The sequence below is a fragment of the Pusillibacter faecalis genome (assembly GCF_018408705.1).
Lineage (GTDB): Bacteria > Bacillota > Clostridia > Oscillospirales > Oscillospiraceae > Oscillibacter > Oscillibacter faecalis.
Map to the genome: position 1 here is coordinate 667,120 of NZ_AP023420.1, position 19,448 is coordinate 686,567.

General features: G+C 51.4%; 15 protein-coding genes, 1 tRNA gene and 1 other RNA gene. 8 read left to right on the forward strand and 9 right to left on the reverse strand.

The window, feature by feature from the left end; translation table 11 throughout:
- Positions 1 to 32: 32 nt before the first annotated feature.
- Both KJS55_RS03355 and KJS55_RS03360 read right to left on the reverse strand, forming a co-directional pair.
- A complete protein-coding gene (locus KJS55_RS03355; protein ID WP_213542638.1) occupies positions 33 to 1,391 on the reverse strand; it encodes a class II fumarate hydratase in 1,359 nt (452 codons plus the stop codon).
- Between the two features lie 316 nt (positions 1,392 to 1,707).
- On the reverse strand, positions 1,708 to 2,724 hold the full coding sequence (locus KJS55_RS03360; RefSeq protein WP_187032292.1) for a LacI family DNA-binding transcriptional regulator: 1,017 nt from the start codon (positions 2,722 to 2,724) through the stop codon (positions 1,708 to 1,710).
- A 296-nt stretch (positions 2,725 to 3,020) separates the two neighbouring features.
- Between KJS55_RS03360 and gap the strand changes: the two genes are divergently transcribed.
- The 3 genes from gap to KJS55_RS03375 all read left to right on the forward strand — a co-directional run bounded on the left by gap (position 3,021) and on the right by KJS55_RS03375 (position 5,619).
- Entirely contained in the window at positions 3,021 to 4,034 is a 1,014-nt protein-coding gene (gene gap / locus KJS55_RS03365) for a type I glyceraldehyde-3-phosphate dehydrogenase (protein ID WP_187032294.1), read from the forward strand.
- Positions 4,035 to 4,719: 685 nt separating this feature from the next.
- A complete protein-coding gene (locus tag KJS55_RS03370; protein WP_187032296.1) occupies positions 4,720 to 5,418 on the forward strand; it encodes an ATP-binding protein in 699 nt (232 codons plus the stop codon).
- An 18-nt stretch (positions 5,419 to 5,436) separates the two neighbouring features.
- Entirely contained in the window at positions 5,437 to 5,619 is a 183-nt protein-coding gene (locus KJS55_RS03375) for a ferredoxin (protein ID WP_187032298.1), read from the forward strand.
- 79 nt (positions 5,620 to 5,698) lie between these two features.
- Here the strand turns inward: KJS55_RS03375 and KJS55_RS03380 are convergent, their stop codons facing one another.
- From KJS55_RS03380 to ffs, 5 genes are all read right to left on the reverse strand, one after another.
- Positions 5,699 to 7,117 (reverse strand): spore germination protein, encoded by a 1,419-nt coding sequence (locus tag KJS55_RS03380; protein WP_213542639.1) that lies wholly within the window; start codon positions 7,115 to 7,117, stop codon positions 5,699 to 5,701.
- Positions 7,118 to 7,226: 109 nt separating this feature from the next.
- The gene (locus KJS55_RS03385; protein ID WP_213542640.1) at positions 7,227 to 9,029 is read right to left on the reverse strand and encodes a DUF4127 family protein; all 1,803 of its coding nucleotides are present in this window, start codon (positions 9,027 to 9,029) and stop codon (positions 7,227 to 7,229) included.
- 209 nt (positions 9,030 to 9,238) lie between these two features.
- Positions 9,239 to 9,601 (reverse strand): YbaB/EbfC family nucleoid-associated protein, encoded by a 363-nt coding sequence (locus KJS55_RS03390; RefSeq protein ID WP_187032304.1) that lies wholly within the window; start codon positions 9,599 to 9,601, stop codon positions 9,239 to 9,241.
- A gap of 14 nt (positions 9,602 to 9,615) precedes the next feature.
- On the reverse strand, positions 9,616 to 11,280 hold the full coding sequence (dnaX, locus tag KJS55_RS03395) for a DNA polymerase III subunit gamma/tau (protein ID WP_213542641.1): 1,665 nt from the start codon (positions 11,278 to 11,280) through the stop codon (positions 9,616 to 9,618).
- 44 nt (positions 11,281 to 11,324) lie between these two features.
- Positions 11,325 to 11,424: signal recognition particle sRNA small type (ffs, locus tag KJS55_RS03400), an RNA gene on the reverse strand.
- A 193-nt stretch (positions 11,425 to 11,617) separates the two neighbouring features.
- On the opposite strand from ffs, the gene KJS55_RS03405 reads away from it, so the two are divergent.
- Positions 11,618 to 11,693, forward strand: a tRNA-Ala gene (locus KJS55_RS03405).
- A 141-nt stretch (positions 11,694 to 11,834) separates the two neighbouring features.
- On the opposite strand, the gene KJS55_RS03410 is transcribed toward KJS55_RS03405, so the two are convergent.
- A complete protein-coding gene (locus KJS55_RS03410; RefSeq protein WP_213542642.1) occupies positions 11,835 to 13,007 on the reverse strand; it encodes an IS3 family transposase in 1,173 nt (390 codons plus the stop codon).
- Positions 13,008 to 13,195: 188 nt separating this feature from the next.
- Between KJS55_RS03410 and KJS55_RS03415 the strand changes: the two genes are divergently transcribed.
- The 3 genes from KJS55_RS03415 to KJS55_RS03425 all read left to right on the forward strand — a co-directional run bounded on the left by KJS55_RS03415 (position 13,196) and on the right by KJS55_RS03425 (position 14,837).
- On the forward strand, positions 13,196 to 13,765 hold the full coding sequence (locus KJS55_RS03415; RefSeq protein WP_213542643.1) for a DUF4209 domain-containing protein: 570 nt from the start codon (positions 13,196 to 13,198) through the stop codon (positions 13,763 to 13,765).
- A gap of 409 nt (positions 13,766 to 14,174) precedes the next feature.
- A complete protein-coding gene (locus tag KJS55_RS17635) occupies positions 14,175 to 14,342 on the forward strand; it encodes a recombinase family protein (RefSeq protein ID WP_213542644.1) in 168 nt (55 codons plus the stop codon).
- Between the two features lie 246 nt (positions 14,343 to 14,588).
- Positions 14,589 to 14,837, forward strand: a complete 249-nt coding sequence (locus KJS55_RS03425) for a recombinase family protein (RefSeq protein WP_213542645.1) — start codon at positions 14,589 to 14,591, stop codon at positions 14,835 to 14,837.
- 241 nt (positions 14,838 to 15,078) lie between these two features.
- Here the strand turns inward: KJS55_RS03425 and KJS55_RS03430 are convergent, their stop codons facing one another.
- Positions 15,079 to 16,422, reverse strand: a complete 1,344-nt coding sequence (locus KJS55_RS03430; protein WP_228300448.1) for a DUF6119 family protein — start codon at positions 16,420 to 16,422, stop codon at positions 15,079 to 15,081.
- Positions 16,423 to 16,569: 147 nt separating this feature from the next.
- Between KJS55_RS03430 and KJS55_RS03435 the strand changes: the two genes are divergently transcribed.
- On the forward strand, positions 16,570 to 19,344 hold the full coding sequence (locus KJS55_RS03435) for a zinc-ribbon domain-containing protein (protein ID WP_213542647.1): 2,775 nt from the start codon (positions 16,570 to 16,572) through the stop codon (positions 19,342 to 19,344).
- Positions 19,345 to 19,448: the final 104 nt, after the last annotated feature.

Consider the following 19,448-nt stretch of genomic DNA (forward strand, 5'->3'; position numbering starts at 1 on the left):
TGCGGGGCCGATGTGTTTCTTTGACCCTTTGTTTAAACCATGGTTTCCGGTCGTACAATCTCGTCGAATTCTTGGGCCGTCAGCAACCCCAACGCCAGCACAGCATCTTTCAGGGTAGTACCATCCGCCAGGGCTTTTTTCGCACACATGGCCGCTGCCTCATACCCGATGCGCGGCGTCAGGCAGGTGACAAGCATCAGAGAATGGTTTAGGTTTTCCCGCATCCGCTCCGCGTTGGGAATAATCCCGTCTACACAGTGCCTCCGGAAGGAGTCCATCGCGTCCGCCAGCAGCTGAGTGGAGAGCAGGAAGTTATAGGCCGACACCGGCAAAAACACATTCAGCTGGAAATTTCCTTGGCTTGCGGCCATGCCGATGGCAGTGTCATTGGCTATCACCTGTACGGCAACCATGGTGACGGCTTCGCACTGGGTGGGATTCACCTTTCCAGGCATGATGGAGGAACCCGGCTCGTTCTCCGGGATGGACAGCTCGCCCATGCCGCAGCGGGGACCGCTGGCCTCCCAGCGGATGTCATTGGCAATTTTCATCAGGTTTGCCGCTAACGCCTTCAGCGCCCCGTGCGCGAATACCAGTGCGTCCTTACTGGTGAGGGCGTGGAACTTGTTCTCATCCGGCAGGAAATCCAGACCAGTCAGCCGCCGCAACTCTCCGCAGACCGCGTAATCGTAGCCCGCCGGCGCATTGAGACCAGTACCCACGGCGGTTCCGCCGATCGCCAACCGCTCTAGTTCCGGCAGGGCCAGCCGCAGCATTCGGCAGGGCGCCGCCACCAGCTCCCGCCAGCCGGAGACCTCCTGGGAAAACTTCAAGGGCGTGGCATCCTGCAAATGGGTGCGCCCGATACGAATCAGCTCCGGGTATGCTTCCTCCAGCCGCCGAAAAGCCGCCTCCAGCCGCTCCGCCGCGGGCAGCACCTGCTCCGTGACACTCAGGGCCGCCGCAATATGCAGCGCGGAAGGGAATGTGTCGTTACTGGACTGAGACGCATTCACGTGGTCGTTTGGATGCAGCGGGACGCCCCGCTCCGCTGTCAGATGCGCAATCACCTCATTGACGTTCATATTGGTCTGGGTGCCGCTGCCAGTCTGCCAGACCACCAGTGGGAACTCCGCCTCCCACCGTCCTGCCCGAATTTCCCGGCAGACAGCGGCAATGGCATCCGCCTGAGGGCCAGTCAGCTTGCCCGCAGCTGCGTTAGCCATAGCGCAGGCCTCTTTGAGATAGGCAAAGGCTTTGATGATCTCTTTGGGCTGATGCTGGCCGCCGATCTGAAAATGTTCAATACTGCGCTGTGTCTGCGCTCCCCAGTGGTGCTCTGCCGGCACAGCGATCTGGCCCATGGTGTCGTGTTCCATCCGGGTATTCATACAATCCCCCATTTATCCATTTTTACCATTTATTATAGTGAGAACACCCCATAAACGCAAGAGCAACCATCTTGTTTTAGATTTTTTAGGAAGTTCTTTCATGGCCCTGGTAAGGGATGAAAAATCTATAGGGATTGCGATTGGTCATTGTGCTCTTGGCAGCTTCCATCAGGAAGATGCGATCATAGTTACCTTCCCGCAAAAGACCCGGTTCTCTGTCAGCCCTTGTCCCCTTAAACATATGGGTACACAGCCTCCTGCTCCCTAAAACATAGACCGCAAAATGCCCGGAGCTTTGCAAAGCTCCGGGCATTTGTCACGCTTTCTTTCCGTTCCAGGTGTTTGGGCTATCGTAGGGCCGGTAAGCAGATGTGAGCACCTTTTCAAAAATCGGCGCATCCGGATTCTCTATCCGGCTGAGAATCTGCTCTCCGGCGGCGCGGCCCAGCTCCTCCACCGGCTGTACGATACAGTCCATCTGGCTGGAATAAAGTTCGTAGAAGTTGGAATCATAATCTACGAAGCTCACCAGGTCGATATCCCTGGCCAGCTGCAGGCCCTTTTGATGAAGGTAAATAATCGTCTCCGAGGCCATCAGCCCCTGGCAGACTACAATGGCGTCACATTTTTGCGCCAACAGGTCGTCCAGACAGCTCTGCACGCTGTTTTCCATGGAATCACCGTAGAGTACCAAGCTCTCCTCCTGGGGCAGACCGCAGTCCTCCACCGCCTCCTGATAGGCAGAAATCCGCTCCTTTGTAGAGGAGAGGCGGGGCAGACCGCCTACAATGCCGATCCGCTGCGCGCCTTTCCCAGAGAGCCGGCATACACTGCGATAGATGGGCTGAAAATTGGAGACACACACCGAAGAATATTTCTTTGCCTCAAAGGTCCGGTCCACCAGTACCACCGGAAATCCGGCCGGGATCGTAGCGTCAAAACGGTTGAAATCCTCCATGGTGCTGGCTACCAAAATGCCGTCCACAAGGCCCGCTGTCAGCAGGCGGAGGCTCGTCTCCTCCCGGTCGGCATCTTCTTTGGTATTGGCGATAATCAGATGATATCCATGCTCCGAGAGGTAGTTTTCCACTGCCTCAATCATGGTACCGAAAAATTTGTTGGAGATATCCGGCACAATAAAGCCAACCGTCTGCTTTTTCCCCGTCCGGAAACTGCGGGCGGAGGCATCTGGTGTATAGCCAAGCTCCCGAATCGCCTGATAAACCCGCTCCTTGGTCTCATCGGAGACATAACGGGTATTATTAATCGTGTGAGATACCGTGGCAGTGGAAACGCCGGCAAGCCTGGCCACATCGCTGATTGTTACTTTCATACCTGTTCACCTTTTTGCGTAACCGCACATTTTCTTGCGCAATCAATTAGTTTGACCTTAGTATAGGCCACACGTCTGCATCCGTCAAGCCTTTTTCCCTCTCTTTTGACAAAAGATTTGTGTTTTTTTCTCGTTTTTGATCAAAGTTTACAACTTACACCCCGGATTGTTATTTGAAATGACGATTGTCAAAATTTCCCCGTTGTGATAATATAATTCTCGATTTCAGTAGTCAAAAACGTTTACGCAATCGTTTATAGATTCTTTTTATAGAGTGTTCGAAAGGAGTTTTTTCGATGAAAACCAAAATTGGTATCAATGGATTTGGCCGGATCGGCCGTCTGGTCTTCCGCGCCGCCCTGACCCACGACGATGTGGAAGTCGTGGCTGTGAACGACCCGTTCATGACACCCGACTACATGGCCTATATGCTGCGCTATGACTCTGTCCATGGCAAATTCCCCGGCGAGGTCTCTTATGAGGACAACGCTCTGGTGGTGGATGGGCACAAGGTCACTGTGTTCACCGAAAAAGAAGTGGGCGATATTCCCTGGTCCACTGTGGGTGCCGAGTATATCTGCGAGTGCACTGGCCAGCACCTGACCAAAGAGAAGTGCCAGGGCCATATTGACGCCGGCGCTAAGCACGTAATCATGGGCGCCCCCTCCAAGGATGACACTCCGATGTTTGTTATGGGGGTCAATAACAAGAAGTACACCTCTGACATGACCTTTGTCTCCAACGCCTCCTGCACCACCAACTGCTTGGCTCCTATTGCCAAGGTTTTGAATGACAAGTTCGGCATTGTTGAGGGGCTTATGACCACGGTCCACTCTGTCACTCCCACCCAGAAGCTGCTGGACGGTGCCTCTTTGAAGGATTGGCGCGGCGGCCGCGCGGCCACTGGCAATATCATTCCCTCCTCCACTGGCGCCGCTAAAGCCGTGGGCAAGGTCATCCCCGAGCTCAACGGCAAGCTCACTGGCATGAGCATGCGGGTTCCCACTCTGGATGTCTCCGTCGTGGACTTAACTGCTAAACTGGCGAAGCCTGCTACCTATGAGGAGATTTGCAAGGCTATGAAAGAGGCCTCCGAGGGCGAGCTGAAGGGCGTGCTGGGCTACACCGATGAGCCTGTCGTCTCTTCGGACTTCCTGGGTGATTCCCGGACCTCCATCTTTGATGCTGATGCTGGCATCGCCTTAACTGACACCTTTGTGAAGGTCGTTTCCTGGTACGACAATGAATGCGGCTACTCCAACAAAATGGTGGAGCTGATCAGCTATATGTCCTCTGTGGACCATCAGTAAGTTTTCCCTCTCCCAACAGGAGCGCCCAAGTCTTGTACTTGGGCGCTCCGAATTTATGTCTTCTCATAAAAAAGCACAACCCCCCATTCGTCCTTTGCGAATGGGGGGCTACCGATTGCTTACTTCGTACAATAGATGATACCTCGTGCTTTCTTTGGTACCGCTCGGATGCTGGGATCTCTTCAGATGACGTTTGCCTCAGAATTTGCCAATCCATAAAATCGCGGGACACGCAGACGTCTGCCAGGGACTGCTCTCGTGTAGCTCATCATAGTGAGATGCGTTTCGTATTTGGGAAATTTGCTGAGATGGCGCTTTCCTTCAAAGCTCTCGACTCCGAACGATGCAAGAATTTGGTTCTGTGTTTCCCTGAGCTAACTAGCCCATTGGACTCACTCCCTTCCTGTGTCTATAACATACAACATTTCCTCCTATTTGTCAATGGTATTTGTCTATTTTTTATATTTTAAACAAAAAATCCAAGGTTGGAAGAGCAATTCGCACAACAGCGCTTCGGACACAGCCCCCTGTCCTGTCGGAATAGATAATACTCTGAGCTGTGTTTTATTTTGTTGGCATTCCAACATACTTTCCATTGCAATTTTGTCATACTGGGTGCAGTCAAAGAGACCACTCTATGAAAAACCGCAAAAAAACGATTGAAAATCGAAAAAGGAGATACACTATGGTACGGAGAATCATTGAAATTGATCAGGAGAAGTGCAATGGCTGTGGTGCCTGTGCCGCAGCCTGTCATGAGGGTGCCATCGGCATGATAAACGGCAAGGCAGCCTTGCTGCGGGACGATTACTGCGACGGCCTGGGTGACTGCCTGCCCACCTGTCCCACTGGCGCCATTTCTTTTGTTGAACGGGAGGCCGCCGCTTATGATGAGGCAGCTGTGCTGGCCAACAAATCCTCTGCTGCCGGCAAACAGGCTGCCGGCTGTCCTGGCAGCGCGGCCATGCGCTTTGCCTCCGCCTCTCCGGCAGCTCCTGCCGCGCCAGCCGGAGTACCGGTTTCCCGCCTGGGCCAATGGCCCATCCAGATCAAACTGCTGCCGGTGGAGGCCCCCTTCTACGCCGGCGCCAAGGTGCTGATCGCGGCAGACTGCACGGCCTTCTCCCGGGCGGATTTCCATGATCGTTTCATGCGGGGACGGATCACGATGATCGGCTGTCCTAAGCTGGACGAGGGCGACTACGCTGAAAAACTCACGGAGATCCTGCGCCGGAACGATATCAAGGAGGTTACTATTGTCCGTATGGAGGTTCCCTGCTGCGGCGGACTTCAGCGAGCAGCGGAAACCGCTCTGCGGCAAAGCGGCAAGTTCATCCCCTGGCAGGTGGTGACACTGGGCCGGGATGGAAATATATTGGACTAAACATGGGAGGAATCCACAATGACTGCAACAGTGAACGAAAACTGCATCAGCTGCGGCCTGTGCGCCGGTACCTGTCCGGAGGTCTTTCATATGGGTGAGGACGGCTTTGCCCATGGCAGCGAATTTGGCAGCGAGCTACTGGATGTAGCGCAGCAGGCCCGAGATGGCTGTCCCGTCAGTGCCATCAGTATTGAGGAATAAGCGGCCCGGATATCCATCCGCCCTTTTTCCTCAATCTCGGCAAAAAGAGGCCGGAGCGAATCTCGCTCCGGCCTCTTTTTCATGTGTTGTCCCGGCCGATCGGCTCCCGGGCAATCAACCTCCATAGAGCCTTGCCGTTGAACGGGATCAGAGGATAGAGATATCCCTTCCCCACCAGCGGTTTTGTGGTAGCCAACAGCACCAGGATACCAAGGCATCCAAGTACAAATCCCCAGACATCAAACAGCGCTGTAATCAGCAGCAGCACTACCCGCAGCAACTTAAAGGCATAGCCCATCTCATAGCTTGGCTGCGCGAAGCTGGCAACAGACACAAACGCCATATACACCAGTACTTCCGGCCCCAGCCATCCGGCCTGAACAGCAAAATCTCCCAAGATCAGCGCGCCCAGCATGGAGAAGGAGTTTGAGAGCGAATCCGGCGTATTCAAAGACGCCAGCTTCAGCACATCAATCAAGAATTCCACCACCAGCAGCTGCCACAAAAGCCCCAGAGATGCCGGTTCCGGTGAAGAGAGGAAGTCCAGCCACTCTGGGAGCCGTCCCGGCTCGCTGACCATCAGATACCAGGCCGGCGTGATGAACATGGAGATCAAAAATACGATGATCCGCAGAATACGAAGGTACGTTCCAACCAGCGGCGGAAAGTAAAATTCATTGGCCTCCTGAGTAAAGTCAAAAAAGGTCGTGGGCAAAATCATTACCGAGGGGGAGTTGTCCACCATCAGGACAATATTTCCCTCCAAAATGCTGGCGGCGGCACTGTCCGGCCGCTCGGTGTAGCGAACCTTGGGGAAGGGATTGTACCACTGCTTGGGGCGAATCGCCTCTGCCACACTCTCCTGGGCCATGGTCAGGGAATTCACATCAATCCGCTTGAGTTTCTCCCGCAGCTCTGCCAGCAGCTTTTGATCCACCTTGTCGTCCAGATAACACAGCACCGCATCGGTGTGGGATCGGCTGCCCAGCTGGTGTCCCTCCATCGTCAGGTGGGGGTCCCGGATGCGGCGGCGCAGCAAAGCCATATTGGGCACCACCGCTTCCACAAATCCGTCATGAGAACCACGAAGCACCTTGCCGTCCGGGGGTTCTCCTACACTTCGCGCCGGGTACTCCTTGGCATCCATCAGCGCGCCACCGGCCAAGCCCTCCATCAGCAGCAGAGATTTTCCCAGCAGAACGGAGGTTACAATCTCACTCGCGTCAAAGCTGACGTTGGTTTCGGAGAAGGTGATGAAGCGGTCTGCAAACTCCTGCATCTGCGTTAAATCCTTCACCTGTTCCGGCATCAGCTGCAGCCAGAAAGCCCCCATTCTCTCCAGCGTTCCATCCATACCATAGCCGTCAATGACCCATAGGCGAGCCCGGCGGTTCCCGATGATATAGTCTCTGCTGACAATATCACTGCTGCGGCCCACCCCTAGCGTCTCGTTAAACCAGTCTACATTTTCTTTGTAGCTGTTTGTGAGTTGTTCCATATGCCACCTCCGATAATCGGAGGTAGTATGTGCCAGAAAGAGGGGCCTTTATACGCCGATTCCCTTCCCACTTTTGAAAGCGAACCGGAAGGTCCACGGGGTTTTCAGATTATTGATAATAGACTCCCAGCACACGCTCATGGGGCTCAGTGAATTCTCCCAATTGAATATCCACGCCGATCTCAAAGGCCCGGTCCCAGGGGAAGCGGTAGTTTTTCAGGGCAATGCCGCCCCAGCCCCGCTCGGCATAGTTAGGGGGCAGATCCGAGATGAAGTTGCTTCGCTCCAGATTCCGGATCACCGGTGCTGTGGCCGCCGCCATGCCGCTCTCCAGCCGGCCCAGGATGGCCTCTCGGTCGATGTTCGGCAGCCAGAAGTTATTGGGGTCCCCGCCCAGGTCGTTTCGGATGTAGGCCAGCAGATCCTCACGAACGATATGCTTGTAGCAAAAGTCCTTGAGAATGCTGTCCGCCACCGTCCGCAGGAAGGCCCGCTCCGTGGCCTCTGTCTGCTCTCCGCTCCGCAAAAAGGCATACCGGGCCACGCCGTGGCTCAATGCCGTGCCGGTGACAATGGCCATATCCAGGAAGCCGGCGTAGCTGACGAGCCAGCCCAGCTGGACCTCCTTGGTCAGCATTTCATGGAACATGGTCCCGTAACTGCCGTTGCTGGCATCGATTAGAATGGTGGGAATCCCACTCTCCTGCTTGTTTTTGAGAAACTCCACCAACTCCCGGCAATAGGTCTCCGCCTGTTCCGGGTCCGCCGGCTGGGTCAGCACGAGTACCAGCAAATCGGCATACAAGATCACATCCTCTTCCTTCAGTCCAAAGAAAGCAAGGTGCTCCTCCATAATAGTCTCCAGGGACTGGTAGTCGTAGTCACAGGCGGGCCGGTCCTCCGTACCGCCGAAATAGGAGACAGACACGTTAGCCCCCTCCCAGCCGCTTTCCTCCAGATAGAGCTTGGCCACCGCCTTGAAGGCCAGGTCATCCACGCCGGAGAGGAGAGCGTCCCCTTCCCGCAGCAAAGAGCGCAGGTAAGCGATCTCGTTTTTCTGGATGCTGTTCTCCTCAGAGGAGTCGTCAATGCCGATCAACACATGGATGTTCTCCGCCTTCAGTCCTGTCACCATCTCCATCATCGTATGGGAGAGCTCCAGCTTCCGCCCTCTGGCGGCCAAGTACTCCCCTGCCTCCGCCTCCGTCAGGCCATAGACAGCCAGATCCAGTGTCTCTCCGTCCGCGCCCAGGCGGTAGCTCTCCTCCACGGTACCCAGGACCAACGCCTCTCCGGCCAGCTCCGGCCGGGGCTGGGCGCCGTAGGAACGCAGGGCGTTGTAGTCCTCCAGCGTACCGCCCTGGTAGCCTACCGTGGGAGCCAGGCGCATGACGCTCTCCAACAGCCAAACCTGATTATCCGCATCCTCGGCCAATGTGGAAAGCAAAAGACCCATCAGCTCGTACTCCGAGTATGTCTCGGCCATCTCGCCCCCCTCGGCTCCCGGCAGGGAGATGTCCTCGTGGTTGTACATCGCCCGGGAGTTCACCAGCCCCCCCGAAAGGAGCTGGTCCATGGAGAGCACATAGCGGTCACACCCCGCCGCCTCCCGGTCCAGCACCCACCGGAAGAGTTCCCCCCGATCCCCAGACTGAGTGCCGTTTTCATTACAGGGCTGACCGTCCAGCGCCGTCCGGTAGTCATCTCTCTCCGGCATACTCAGGGTATAACCCAGGGACTCCGCCAGATATACTACCCGCTCCACATTGTCTGGTCGGTCGTCCAGGGGCACATAGGCGATCTCCGTCCCGTCCGTCTGGGCCACCTCGTTGTCCCAGGGCTCCGTCCGCACCGGGCCGCAGCCGCTCAGCATCAGGCAGGCCATGGCCAATGCCAACACTCGTCTCATCATGTGCGTTCTCCTCATTTTCAAAAGAGCGGAGCCCATGGCCCCGCTCCCTTTCTCTTTTTCACTGCAAGCGCATGATTCCATTCGAAAGAGCAGCCCAGATCACACAGTTCTCTGGTTTGTGCCCATCAGGGTTCCCACCCATCCCGCCTCAAGTGCGTCCACCGTTCTGCGGGCCGGGGAGAGCCAGGGAATCTGCGCTCTCCTTCATATCAGAGGCCAAATGCCCCCAGGTTCAGTCCGCCCGTGACGCTGTTCATGCTCTGATCCATAGCCTCGCCGGCCTGCCGCAGCGCCTCGTTAACAGCGGACACCACCAGATCCTGCAGCATCTCCACGTCCTCGGGGTCCACGGCCTCCGGCTTGATCGTCACAGCCAGAACTTCCTTCTTGCCGTTTACCCGGGCCTCTACCACGCCGCCGCCCACACTGGCAGTAAACTCCGTGGCCTCAACCGCCTCCTGGGCGGCGTTCATCTGCTCCTGAACCTCAGCAATTTTCTGCTGCAGCTCCGCCTGGCGCTGAGCACCAGACACCTTGCCGTTGGTAAATCCCCGGCGTGCACTGTAACCCATGTTGATAAGCTCCTTTACTTAATTTCAATGTTGTCAAATTGACTGCCAAACTTCAGCAGGTTCTGTAGATTCTCCTGAGGAGATGCCTGAGGCGGTGGACCGATATGGAACACCAGCCGCACCGCTGTCCCAGCGGCAGTGGCAGCCTCCTCCAACAAGACGTTTTTCACCCGGTCATTGTCCAGGCGGCCCTTGGTGATCTCATCAGGGGCATAAAGTGTCAGCTGGTCGCCCTCCAGCACGCCGGTACACATGTCCAGAAATACCCGGTACATGGGCGGCAGCCGGCCCTTGCAGCTCTCCGCCAAGGCCCGCCACCAGCCGCTGCCCACGACAGTATTGGTGGCTGACGGTTCCTTTGGCTGTTCCGGTACGCTCAGCACTTGCTCTTCCGGCTCCTCTGGCCGCGACATATCCGCTTGTGTCAGCGCATCCGGCTGTGGGGCAGGTGTTTCCTCCCAAGGAGGTGCGTCTTTTGCTGTCAACCGAGTCGGTTCCTCTGTTCCGGGAGCTCGTCCCTTTGCCAGCACCTGTCCCCGCTCCACCGCGGCTTCCAGCCGCTGAATCCGGCTGACAAGCGCGGTCACGTCACCCGAGAGACTCTCGTCACACAGCCGCAGCAGACACAGCTCTGCATCCGTGCGGCGATTTGTGCTGTAATAGAGGTCTGCCGTCGCTTTTTGCAGTGTCGTCGCCAGATAGAGAAGACGGCCCGTGGGAATCTCTCCGCCCAGCCGGTCCAATGTGGCCGAGTCATACCCACCGGACAAAAGTGCGGCCCCACCTTCCGGGGCTGTTCTGCGCAGCAACATATCCCGCACCAGCACAGATAACTCTCCCAGAACCGCGCCCACGTCCTTGCCGCTCTGGTAGAGTCGGTCCAGCAATAGCAGCGCCGCCTGAGCGTCCCGCCGCAGGATATTCTCCAGGAGCTGCGCAGTCTGCAGATTTCCCGCAAGACCCAGCACCTCCATCACGGCGGCACTGTCCACCAGGCCCCCGGATGCGGCGCACTGGTCCAGAAGGCTCAGTGCATCCCGCAGCGCACCGTCCGCCAGCCGCGCCAACATCTCTGCGCCGTCCGCCGTCAGTTCAATGTTCTCCTGTTCCGCAACATAGTTCAGGCGCTCTGCAATCGCCTCCGGTGTAATGCGCTTAAAGGAGTAGCGCTGGCACCTGGATAAAATGGTGGCAGGTACCTTATGCAGCTCTGTCGTGGCCAGGATAAACATGAGGTGCTCTGGCGGCTCTTCCAGAATCTTCAGCAAAGCGTTAAACGCCGCCGTGGAGAGCATGTGGACCTCGTCTACAATATAAACCCGCTTTTTTACATGGGCCGGAGAGTAAATTGCCTCGTCCCGCAACGCCCGAACCTGGTCCACGCCGTTGTTAGAGGCGGCGTCCAGCTCCAGCACATCCAAAAAGCTCCCGCTCTCAATCCCGACGCAGGAAGGACATACGCCGCAGGGGTCTCCGTCCATCGGATGCTCACAGTTGACTGCCTTCGCCAGAATTTTGGCACAGGTAGTTTTACCGGTTCCCCGGGTACCCGTAAAGAGATAGGCGTGGGAGGTCCGATCCTCGGCCACTTGGCGACGCAGGGTCTCCGTAATATGGGATTGTCCGACCACATCGGCAAAAACCTTGGGCCTCCATTTCCGATAAAGCGCCTGATACATGGAGTTCCCTCCCCCGAAACAAAATAAATCCTCTGCATGAAGCTGCGGAGCCGGCACCCTCGCGGCACATGGAACGTCCCGCTTAATGCTGCTCGGTTCCCCGCCTGACATGATTCGCGGGCATCCATTGCGCGAGACCGGCTCCGCAGCTTCATGCAGAGGAGCTGTACTTTTGTATTTTACTATATCTCTCCCGACTTGGCAACTGAAATTTTTTATTTTTAAAAAATCACACTTTACAATCCCAAAAAATATGGTATAATATCACTTGTTCGCCAGCAGGATCTTCATTCTAGCTGTCATCCCAATCAGCAAAATCAATGATATCCGTCAATATGGGCTCGTAGCTCAGCTGGGAGAGCGCTGCGTTCGCATCGCAGAGGTCGAGGGTTCGATCCCCTTCGAGTCCACCAAAATGAATGAACCCCGCTTTTCGAGCATTTTTATCGAAAAGCGGGGTTCTCCGTTGTAAAAAGCCTTGACATATCAAGGCTTTCGTTTTTATATAGATTTCTGATATGAATCAAAACTTGTCAAATGCAAATACAAAACTTTTACGGTTCACTGTCAGTTGAACATGACTTTTTGAGATAAGACAAGTAATAAGCCTCCTCAAAGGCTTGCGGTGTCTGGTATCTCAGCGTTAGGTGGGGACGCACCTCATTGTAGAACGTAATGTATTCTGCAACACATCTGCAAAAATGCTTTTCTGATGTGTATTCTCGGCGATAGGCTTCTTCACGCTTAAAGGAAGAAAAGAACGCTTCAGCCACCGCATTATCCAATGGCCGCCCGCTGGCCGAAAAGGACTGCTTGGCTCCGCACCGCTGTAAAAGTTCAGAAAATGTCTTAGATATGTATTGTGAGCCTCTATCACTATGGAAGGTCAGGTTGTCAGGCCGGCCTCGCTCCTCAAATGTTTGCCGAAATGTTAATGTAGCCAGCCGTGTGCTCATGTGGCAAGATACCTTATACCCAATCACCTTGCGGGAATAAAGGTCCAGGATCACACACAGATATACCCAATAGCTTTTGACTTTAAAATATGTAAGGTCACTTACCCAGGTTTGATTTGGTCGACTTGCTGTGAACACCCGTTCCAGCAAGTTTTGTTTTTGCCGTTGCTGCTTTGCTTTATATAATTTCTTAGCATCGGTGCGGACACTGTGCAGATCCAGTTCCTGCATAATGGCAGAGACTCGCTTAGCACTGACACGGATTCCGCTTTCTGCCAATATCATACGAATTTTTGATGCACCGAATCTTTGATCATTATCATCAAATACCTGCTTCACTTTTAATTCGAGCTGCTTCTGTTCCTCCTGATATTTACTTCGGTCTGCACGACGGAAAATGTGGTTATAGAAGGTTCCCCTTGCAACGCCCAGAGCGTCGCATAGCTCATGTACACTAAAAGGGTTGTCCGGTTGATTATAGAGATGCTCCAGTGTAGCAAGCCGTTTTTGAAGCGGCACGGCTGGGATAAAGCCGGACAACCGAATCACATCCATCATATGTTCCAGCCTTTGAAGCTGATGTGAAATAGCATCAAATTCTTTAGGAGTGTATGATCTCTGCGGAGTCATGATGGAGCAAAACTGCTTTCGCCAGTGGTACAGTGTGCTTTGAGCGATATGTAACTCTTGGCACAGAGATTGGATGGACTCACCTTTTTCATAGCGGCGGATAGCTTTGATTTTGAACTCCAGCGGGTAGGTGTACGGCATAGGTTCGACCTCCTTTGTATATGAACCTATTATAGCAATTGCGAAAAATAGTTCTAAGAGATATAATATAAACAAGTATTTTTTTAACACCTTTGACCCTTTAATGGAGGGATTTGTCTGTTCACAAAAAAAGTCTTAGCTGTATTGGAGGAGCTACGAGATATAAGCCATGACAATAAATAAAATATGTGTCTGAGAGTAGAAACTTAGATGAAGCTATTTGCCTTCAGTTTGCGTATGGCCTCGTCAAAAATGCAGAGTCAGTATCTCTTGATGATCTTTCCTTTTTAACAGAAGAGAATGCAGCAATACCCAACGGAAGAAATGAGATCATAAAATTCGGACTTTATTTGGGGTTGAGCGGAAAACTTTATGCGACAATGCATATTTTGCTTCCGCAAATGGAACATATTATCCGCAATCTGGTTACATTGTGTGGCGATACCGTTTCGTTTATAAAAGATAGTTGTGAGGAATATAATACCCTTTCAAAATTATTTAAGTCAGATAAATTGCATGAATGCTATGATGAAGATATAATTTTTACTTTTCAGTCCATTATGGACGAACGTGCTGGTGCAAATCTTCGAAATATAAATGCACATAGGCTTATGGGGCCAAGCATTGGTAATGGTGGTGCTGCCTTGTGCTTCTTGAGCCTTATAATAAAATTTCTCTCACTGTATTCAGTTGAGGCTAACAGAATAATGAAAAAACTTAGCAGTAAGCGAAAAGAAATAGAAACTCAAGAGCAATAAAACCCTTGATTCTTCTCATTCTTTATTCCGCTCTTTAGAGTTTGAATGCTCAGGATTGGCAGGGCTGTCCATGTGTAACCTTTCGCCGCAACACAGCAGGAAAAATCATGGCGCATAAGTGACACCAACCAGCAAGTCAGTTGTATGTGGTCACGGAAAAGCTAAAATGCTTGAAAGGTTCGGAATTGTTACCCCCTGCCAAGTTAAAGCTACATTTTGGTCTTGAGATCAAGGCTGAAATGTAGCTTTTTCTACATTAAATCTCCATGATATACTGCTGGTCAGTGATATCATGGAGGTTTTGCTATGTCTGGATATGTGATCAAGATTTCACATGAGAAAGAGAACCGTACTATTTTTGAGTCGGCAATTAAGAGTCGCCGCTTATTGACGGGTCAACACTTCCTACGTGGAACAACAGCAAAGTCTGGAAAAGCAGATCGAGTACTTTACACAATACATCAAGAGAAATCCCTTTTGGAGGTTTGTTGCCGTGTATGCGGACAATGCCTCTGGACTCCATGTGAAAAACCGGCCCGGGTACCAGAAGATGCTGAGAGACTGCAGGAAGGTATAATCGACCTAATCCTTGTGAAATCTCTGAGCCGCTTTAGACGAGATGCAAAAGAAACGATAACTACAATCAGGAAGGAGATTAAAACAAATGAATATTGGTGTGCATGTGAAACTTGGCGAGATCAATAGGCTGACAGACCCAGACAGTGTTGTTGATTTATATGCCGCCTTTGATTAAGCAGAAAACCAGAACAAAAGCGACAATATCAAGTTCGGGTTGTAGCGACGGATGAAAAGTGGAAAAACAATGTTGAACCATTCTCAATTTCTTGGTTACACAAAAAGACCGGTCGGTGTGCTACAGGTTGTCCCGGAGGAGGCGGAGATCGTACGGAAGATATTTGATCTCTATGTGCAGGGGAACGGTGTGTGGAAGATTAAGCGCTACTTGGAAGAGCATGGGATCAAGACAGTGACAGGAAAGAGGGAGTGGAGCACCTCCGCCATCGACCGAATGTTGAATAACGAGAAATATGTGGGGCAGGTACTGATGTAGAAAACTTATACGCCGGATTTCCTGACCGGGACACAAATCAAAAACGATGAACAGTTGGATATGTGCTTGGTGGAGGATGGCGTATAAACCCGATTATTGCCAGGGAGACATTTGACAAAGTGCAGGAGATGAAGGGGCGTATCAAACGAGGACTACAAATAGTGGGAATACTGTGATATGACCACTTCGCTTAATTAAAAGTGGGATATTCCTCCGTACAGAAGCGCAGAGGGATATCCAATTAGATTGCTTTCGGTATATTTTTAATGTACACCTTACAACCGCAAGTACGCAGTTTCCTGAAAGCATAACGAAGCACAATTTTGCTGAAGAATGGAAGGGGAGGCCTCGGCTCACTATGTTCAGATAGAATTGCCAAAATAACACTGGGATGGCAACCTACCAGGATTTGGAAACCTTTTGAACCGCCTACATCCCTTATCTCCGCATTTGCTTTCTCACGAAATTCTTGATCACTCATCACAAGTTCCGCCGATACAACAGCTTGGTTAAATAGATGGCTCAATATGGCGGAACCCGAATATGGCTTGATATGAATAAAGGTTTTATCCTCAGTTAAAATATCACATAATTCAATCTTGCTCCGACCACCACCATGACTGACCAATTTTGCATCCATGTATAGGAGATGATCCGGGGAGGGCGTTACAAAGGCTTGAGTGTAGTCGTTTTCCCTTGTGTACTCTACACTGTGCGGTAAAAATTCCATCTCAGAAACTGGTATTCTTTCATATTCTTCGTTCACCATATGCACAAAATCCTGATCCACACTAAACCAGCGTCCATTATTGATGCAATACGAAACGCCATTATGGTCGACCTCGCTATACAAACATTTATACGCTTGCCAGCTTGTATATTGTTCTCCGCTATCTGCTTTGATAGCTACAATATTTTTATTTTTGAGTTGATCGATACGAGTAAGCGGCTCTCTGAAAGTGGAGCAAACAAGTTTCAACTCAATATAGTTATGGAGGTCACGTCCCGCATATTTGAAGCCCGCAATATTTTCCCATTCGATTACTTCCGGAACAGCCATCCATACTTTAGGAGAACCTTCATTAATCAAGCCAATCACTTTGCTGTCCAGTTCGTCAATGATTGATTTACTCTTAAACCGTCGAATATGATTAATCCATCCAAATGGATCTTTGTAACAACTGGCGGTATAACGTGCGTACGCATTTTTGGGAAATTTAGAAAGATTTTGTACGTCTACGGTAACAGTTAAATTTAGTTGGTCGCTACCGGTCATAATACCGTGTGCAAAGTTGTCATCATTCGATTGGCCAGTGATCGTACCAACCAAATCCCGGTCTATGTCAAAGCCAAAACCGTCAATGTCGGATTCGAGCGGGAGTTGCTCATTGCTGATTTTTTGATTTCCTCCGACATTAATCTTGTTGATTCTACGTAAACTCGAAGGTGATATTGTATTCAAAACGACTTTACGCCCAAAATCTTCTCCAACCACATCATTTGCTAAAGTACTTTTCCCATAATCCATTGTAACCGCAAAAGTCCTGGATTTTACATCAGATACAGCGACTCGTGCCCAAGACAATAAGTTGATTACGCCATAAACGACCGCAGTTGATCTGATTCTTGTTCATGCACAACAGTCTGAAAATAATATTTTTATATATTGATTTAAAATGATAAATATGATAAAGTTAAATGCCGCTCAAACAAAACAGAAAAGGAGATGTCTATGCATCATCAAGATTCACTTAAGGCATGGTGTGAACAAAACGGAAAGGAGCAAATCCTGCAACAATGGGACTATGAAAACAATAAATGTGGGCCAGCAGATGTCTATTATCGCACCAAGCAAAAGTATCACTGGCTCTGTGAGAAAGAGCCAGAGCACAGGTGGACTGCGGCACCAGCGAGAAGAACGAGACATAAGTCTACGCAATGCCCATTTTGCTCTGGGCGGTTTCTGGTTCCAGCGGTGAATAGTCTTGCCGCATGCGCCCCAAAGTTAGCCGACCAATTTGACAGTGAACGAAATGGCATTACCCCCGACCAAATATTCTCGCAGGACAACAGGCCGTTTTGGTGGCGTTGTGAAAAAGGCCACCAATGGAAGGTATCTCCCAACAGTCGTGCTGGTCAGACCGGGGATTGCCCATACTGTACGCATCGGCGTGCCAGCCCGGAATATAACTTGAAAACGCAATTTCCATGGATCGCAGAGGAATGGGTAGAGGAAAAGAACGGCGGAAAACCAACAGACTACTTACCTTTTAGTGAAAAAGAAGCATGGTGGAGGTGTCATTTCCACCATGATACCATATGGAAATCAAAGATATGTTATCGTACCATGGGCCGCACAAGCAACTGCCCTCTGTGCAAAAAGGAACAGAATATCTCATTCCCAGAGCAGGCCGTCTATTACTATTTACAGATTTTATTTCCGGATGCGAAAAACCGTCTGAAAATTGAAGGATGGGAAGTAGATATTTTTCTTCCCACACTTAATTTGGCCATCGAATACGATGGCTACTACTACCACAAAGGACTGATATCCACAGAAACCGAGGAGAAAAAGGAACAAGCCATGAGGGAGGCTCGTATCGAGATTCTGCGGATCAAAGAGCATACTCAAAAGCAGCCTACGCCGGCGGTCGATAATGTTTTGTGGCAACTGGTACCAAAGAACTACAAAAAGTATCTTTTCGTAGAAGATCTGATGAAAAGGCTGATTGCTTGGCTGAATGAGCGGTACCATTTGTGCCTTGTCACACGCCCAGATATCCAGAGAGACAGCCAGAACATCATGTCAGGATACATTTCCCGGCGCAAAGAAAACAATCTGACCCAGGAGGCACCTGAATTGGTCAACGAATGGCATCCAACCCGAAACGGCACGATTACACCGGATCTGGTCTCGGTGACTGCAAATAAAAAATACTGGTGGATGTGTTCCAAAGGTCATGAGTGGCAGAGCAGTGTCTACAACCGCATGAGAGGGAACAATTGTCCGTATTGCTCAGGGAAACGGGTCAGCCGAGAGACATCGTTAGCCGCGCAGAACAGAGATTTGGCCAAATTGTGGCACCCTACTAAAAACGGGGAATTGACACCCTGGCACGTTACACCAGGTTCCGGAAAGGAGGTGTGGTGGCAGTGCAAAAGGGGGCACGAGTGGCAAATGTCTGTCAGTGATGGAAGTAGGGGAAATCGTTGCCCGTATTGCTCGCACCATCGTGTCAGTGAGGAAAATGCTCTGTCTATCCTTCGGCCTGCCCTGGCTTTTGAATGGAACTATGACAAAAATCCTACAGAATGGAATCCCAATACCGTATCTTATTCCTCCTCCAAAAAAGTGTGGTGGAAATGCAAAGCGGGCCATGAGTGGCAGGAGAAGGTCAGCAACCGCACCTATTTGGGATTAAAATGTCCCTACTGTTCCGGGCGCCGGGTCACCCCAGAAGGAAATCTGGCGGCTCTGCATCCGAGGCTGGCAGCGGAATGGCATCCGGCCAAGAACGGCGCATTTTTACCGGAACAGTTTCGACCGAAGTCCAATCGAAAGGTGTGGTGGCGGTGTTCTTACGGTCATGAATGGGAAGCCCAAATTTCAGCCCGAACTGGTGGTACAGACTGTCCATACTGTGCTGGAAAGCGAGTCTGGGAGAAGAATTCCCTTGCATATATCTATCCACATATCGCCCGACAATGGCACCCGAATAAAAATGCACCGTTGACGCCTCATGATGTGGCTGCAAATTCGGACCGTGAGGTCTGGTGGCAGTGTCAACAGGGTCATGAGTGGAAAAGAAAAATTGCTTATGAAATCAAAAATAATGGCTGTCCTTATTGTAACGGACGGCTTCCCACAAAAGAAACATCCCTGGCAGGTGCACGTCCCGATCTGGCTTTAGAGTGGCATCCAAACAAAAATTTGCCCCTCTCTGCCCACGATGTGACATTGAAGAGCCGACAGAGGGTCTGGTGGAAATGCCCAAAAGGTCATGAATGGCAGATGAACATCAATACCCGCGTCAGCGGCATTGGGAACTGCCCATATTGTATGGGAAAACGAGTTTGTAAGGAAAACTCATTAGCTACACTGAGTCCGCATATTGCGGTGCAATGGCATCCTGAGAAAAATGAGGCACTGACCCCTGATCAAGTGACAAACCATTCCAGCAATAAAGCATGGTGGCTCTGTGAAAAAGGCCATGAGTGGCAGGCGGTGATCCGCACAAGGACGCTCTTGGGGGCTGGTTGTCCGGTATGTGCGGGCAAAGTAGCCGCTCCGGACTATAATCTTGTCACAGAATTTCCGGCTATTGCTGAAGAATGGGATTTTTTCAAAAACAAATGTGCCCCAGAGGCGTTTAGACCATATTCCAACAAAATCGTATGGTGGCGATGCAGAAGATGTGGTGAAGGATGGCAGGCAAAGATTATCGATCGGACCCGTGAGGGTCGCGCTTGCCGAAACTGTACAAACAAAAGTCCTAAGAAACCATAAACTATTGGTTGGACTTGATATCTTCAGTTTTTTGCTGTCGAGTTGGCGCCGGACATGAGAAATGGCAAAACGGTCTGAAAAATCAAGTCGCTGATTTGACATTG

Excerpts from the sequence above, each read along its gene's own strand:
- KJS55_RS03355 (WP_213542638.1), bottom strand. The coding sequence starts at position 1,391 with ATGAATACCCGGATGGAACACGACACCATGGGCCAGATCGCTGTGCCG.
- KJS55_RS03360 (WP_187032292.1), bottom strand. The coding sequence starts at position 2,724 with ATGAAAGTAACAATCAGCGATGTGGCCAGGCTTGCCGGCGTTTCCACT.
- gap (WP_187032294.1), top strand. The coding sequence starts at position 3,021 with ATGAAAACCAAAATTGGTATCAATGGATTTGGCCGGATCGGCCGTCTG.
- KJS55_RS03370 (WP_187032296.1), top strand. The coding sequence starts at position 4,720 with ATGGTACGGAGAATCATTGAAATTGATCAGGAGAAGTGCAATGGCTGT.
- KJS55_RS03375 (WP_187032298.1), top strand. The coding sequence starts at position 5,437 with ATGACTGCAACAGTGAACGAAAACTGCATCAGCTGCGGCCTGTGCGCC.
- KJS55_RS03380 (WP_213542639.1), bottom strand. The coding sequence starts at position 7,117 with ATGGAACAACTCACAAACAGCTACAAAGAAAATGTAGACTGGTTTAAC.
- KJS55_RS03385 (WP_213542640.1), bottom strand. The coding sequence starts at position 9,029 with ATGATGAGACGAGTGTTGGCATTGGCCATGGCCTGCCTGATGCTGAGC.
- KJS55_RS03390 (WP_187032304.1), bottom strand. The coding sequence starts at position 9,601 with ATGGGTTACAGTGCACGCCGGGGATTTACCAACGGCAAGGTGTCTGGT.
- dnaX (WP_213542641.1), bottom strand. The coding sequence starts at position 11,280 with ATGTATCAGGCGCTTTATCGGAAATGGAGGCCCAAGGTTTTTGCCGAT.
- KJS55_RS03410 (WP_213542642.1), bottom strand. The coding sequence starts at position 13,007 with ATGCCGTACACCTACCCGCTGGAGTTCAAAATCAAAGCTATCCGCCGC.
- KJS55_RS03425 (WP_213542645.1), top strand. The coding sequence starts at position 14,589 with ATGTTGAACCATTCTCAATTTCTTGGTTACACAAAAAGACCGGTCGGT.
- KJS55_RS03435 (WP_213542647.1), top strand. The coding sequence starts at position 16,570 with ATGCATCATCAAGATTCACTTAAGGCATGGTGTGAACAAAACGGAAAG.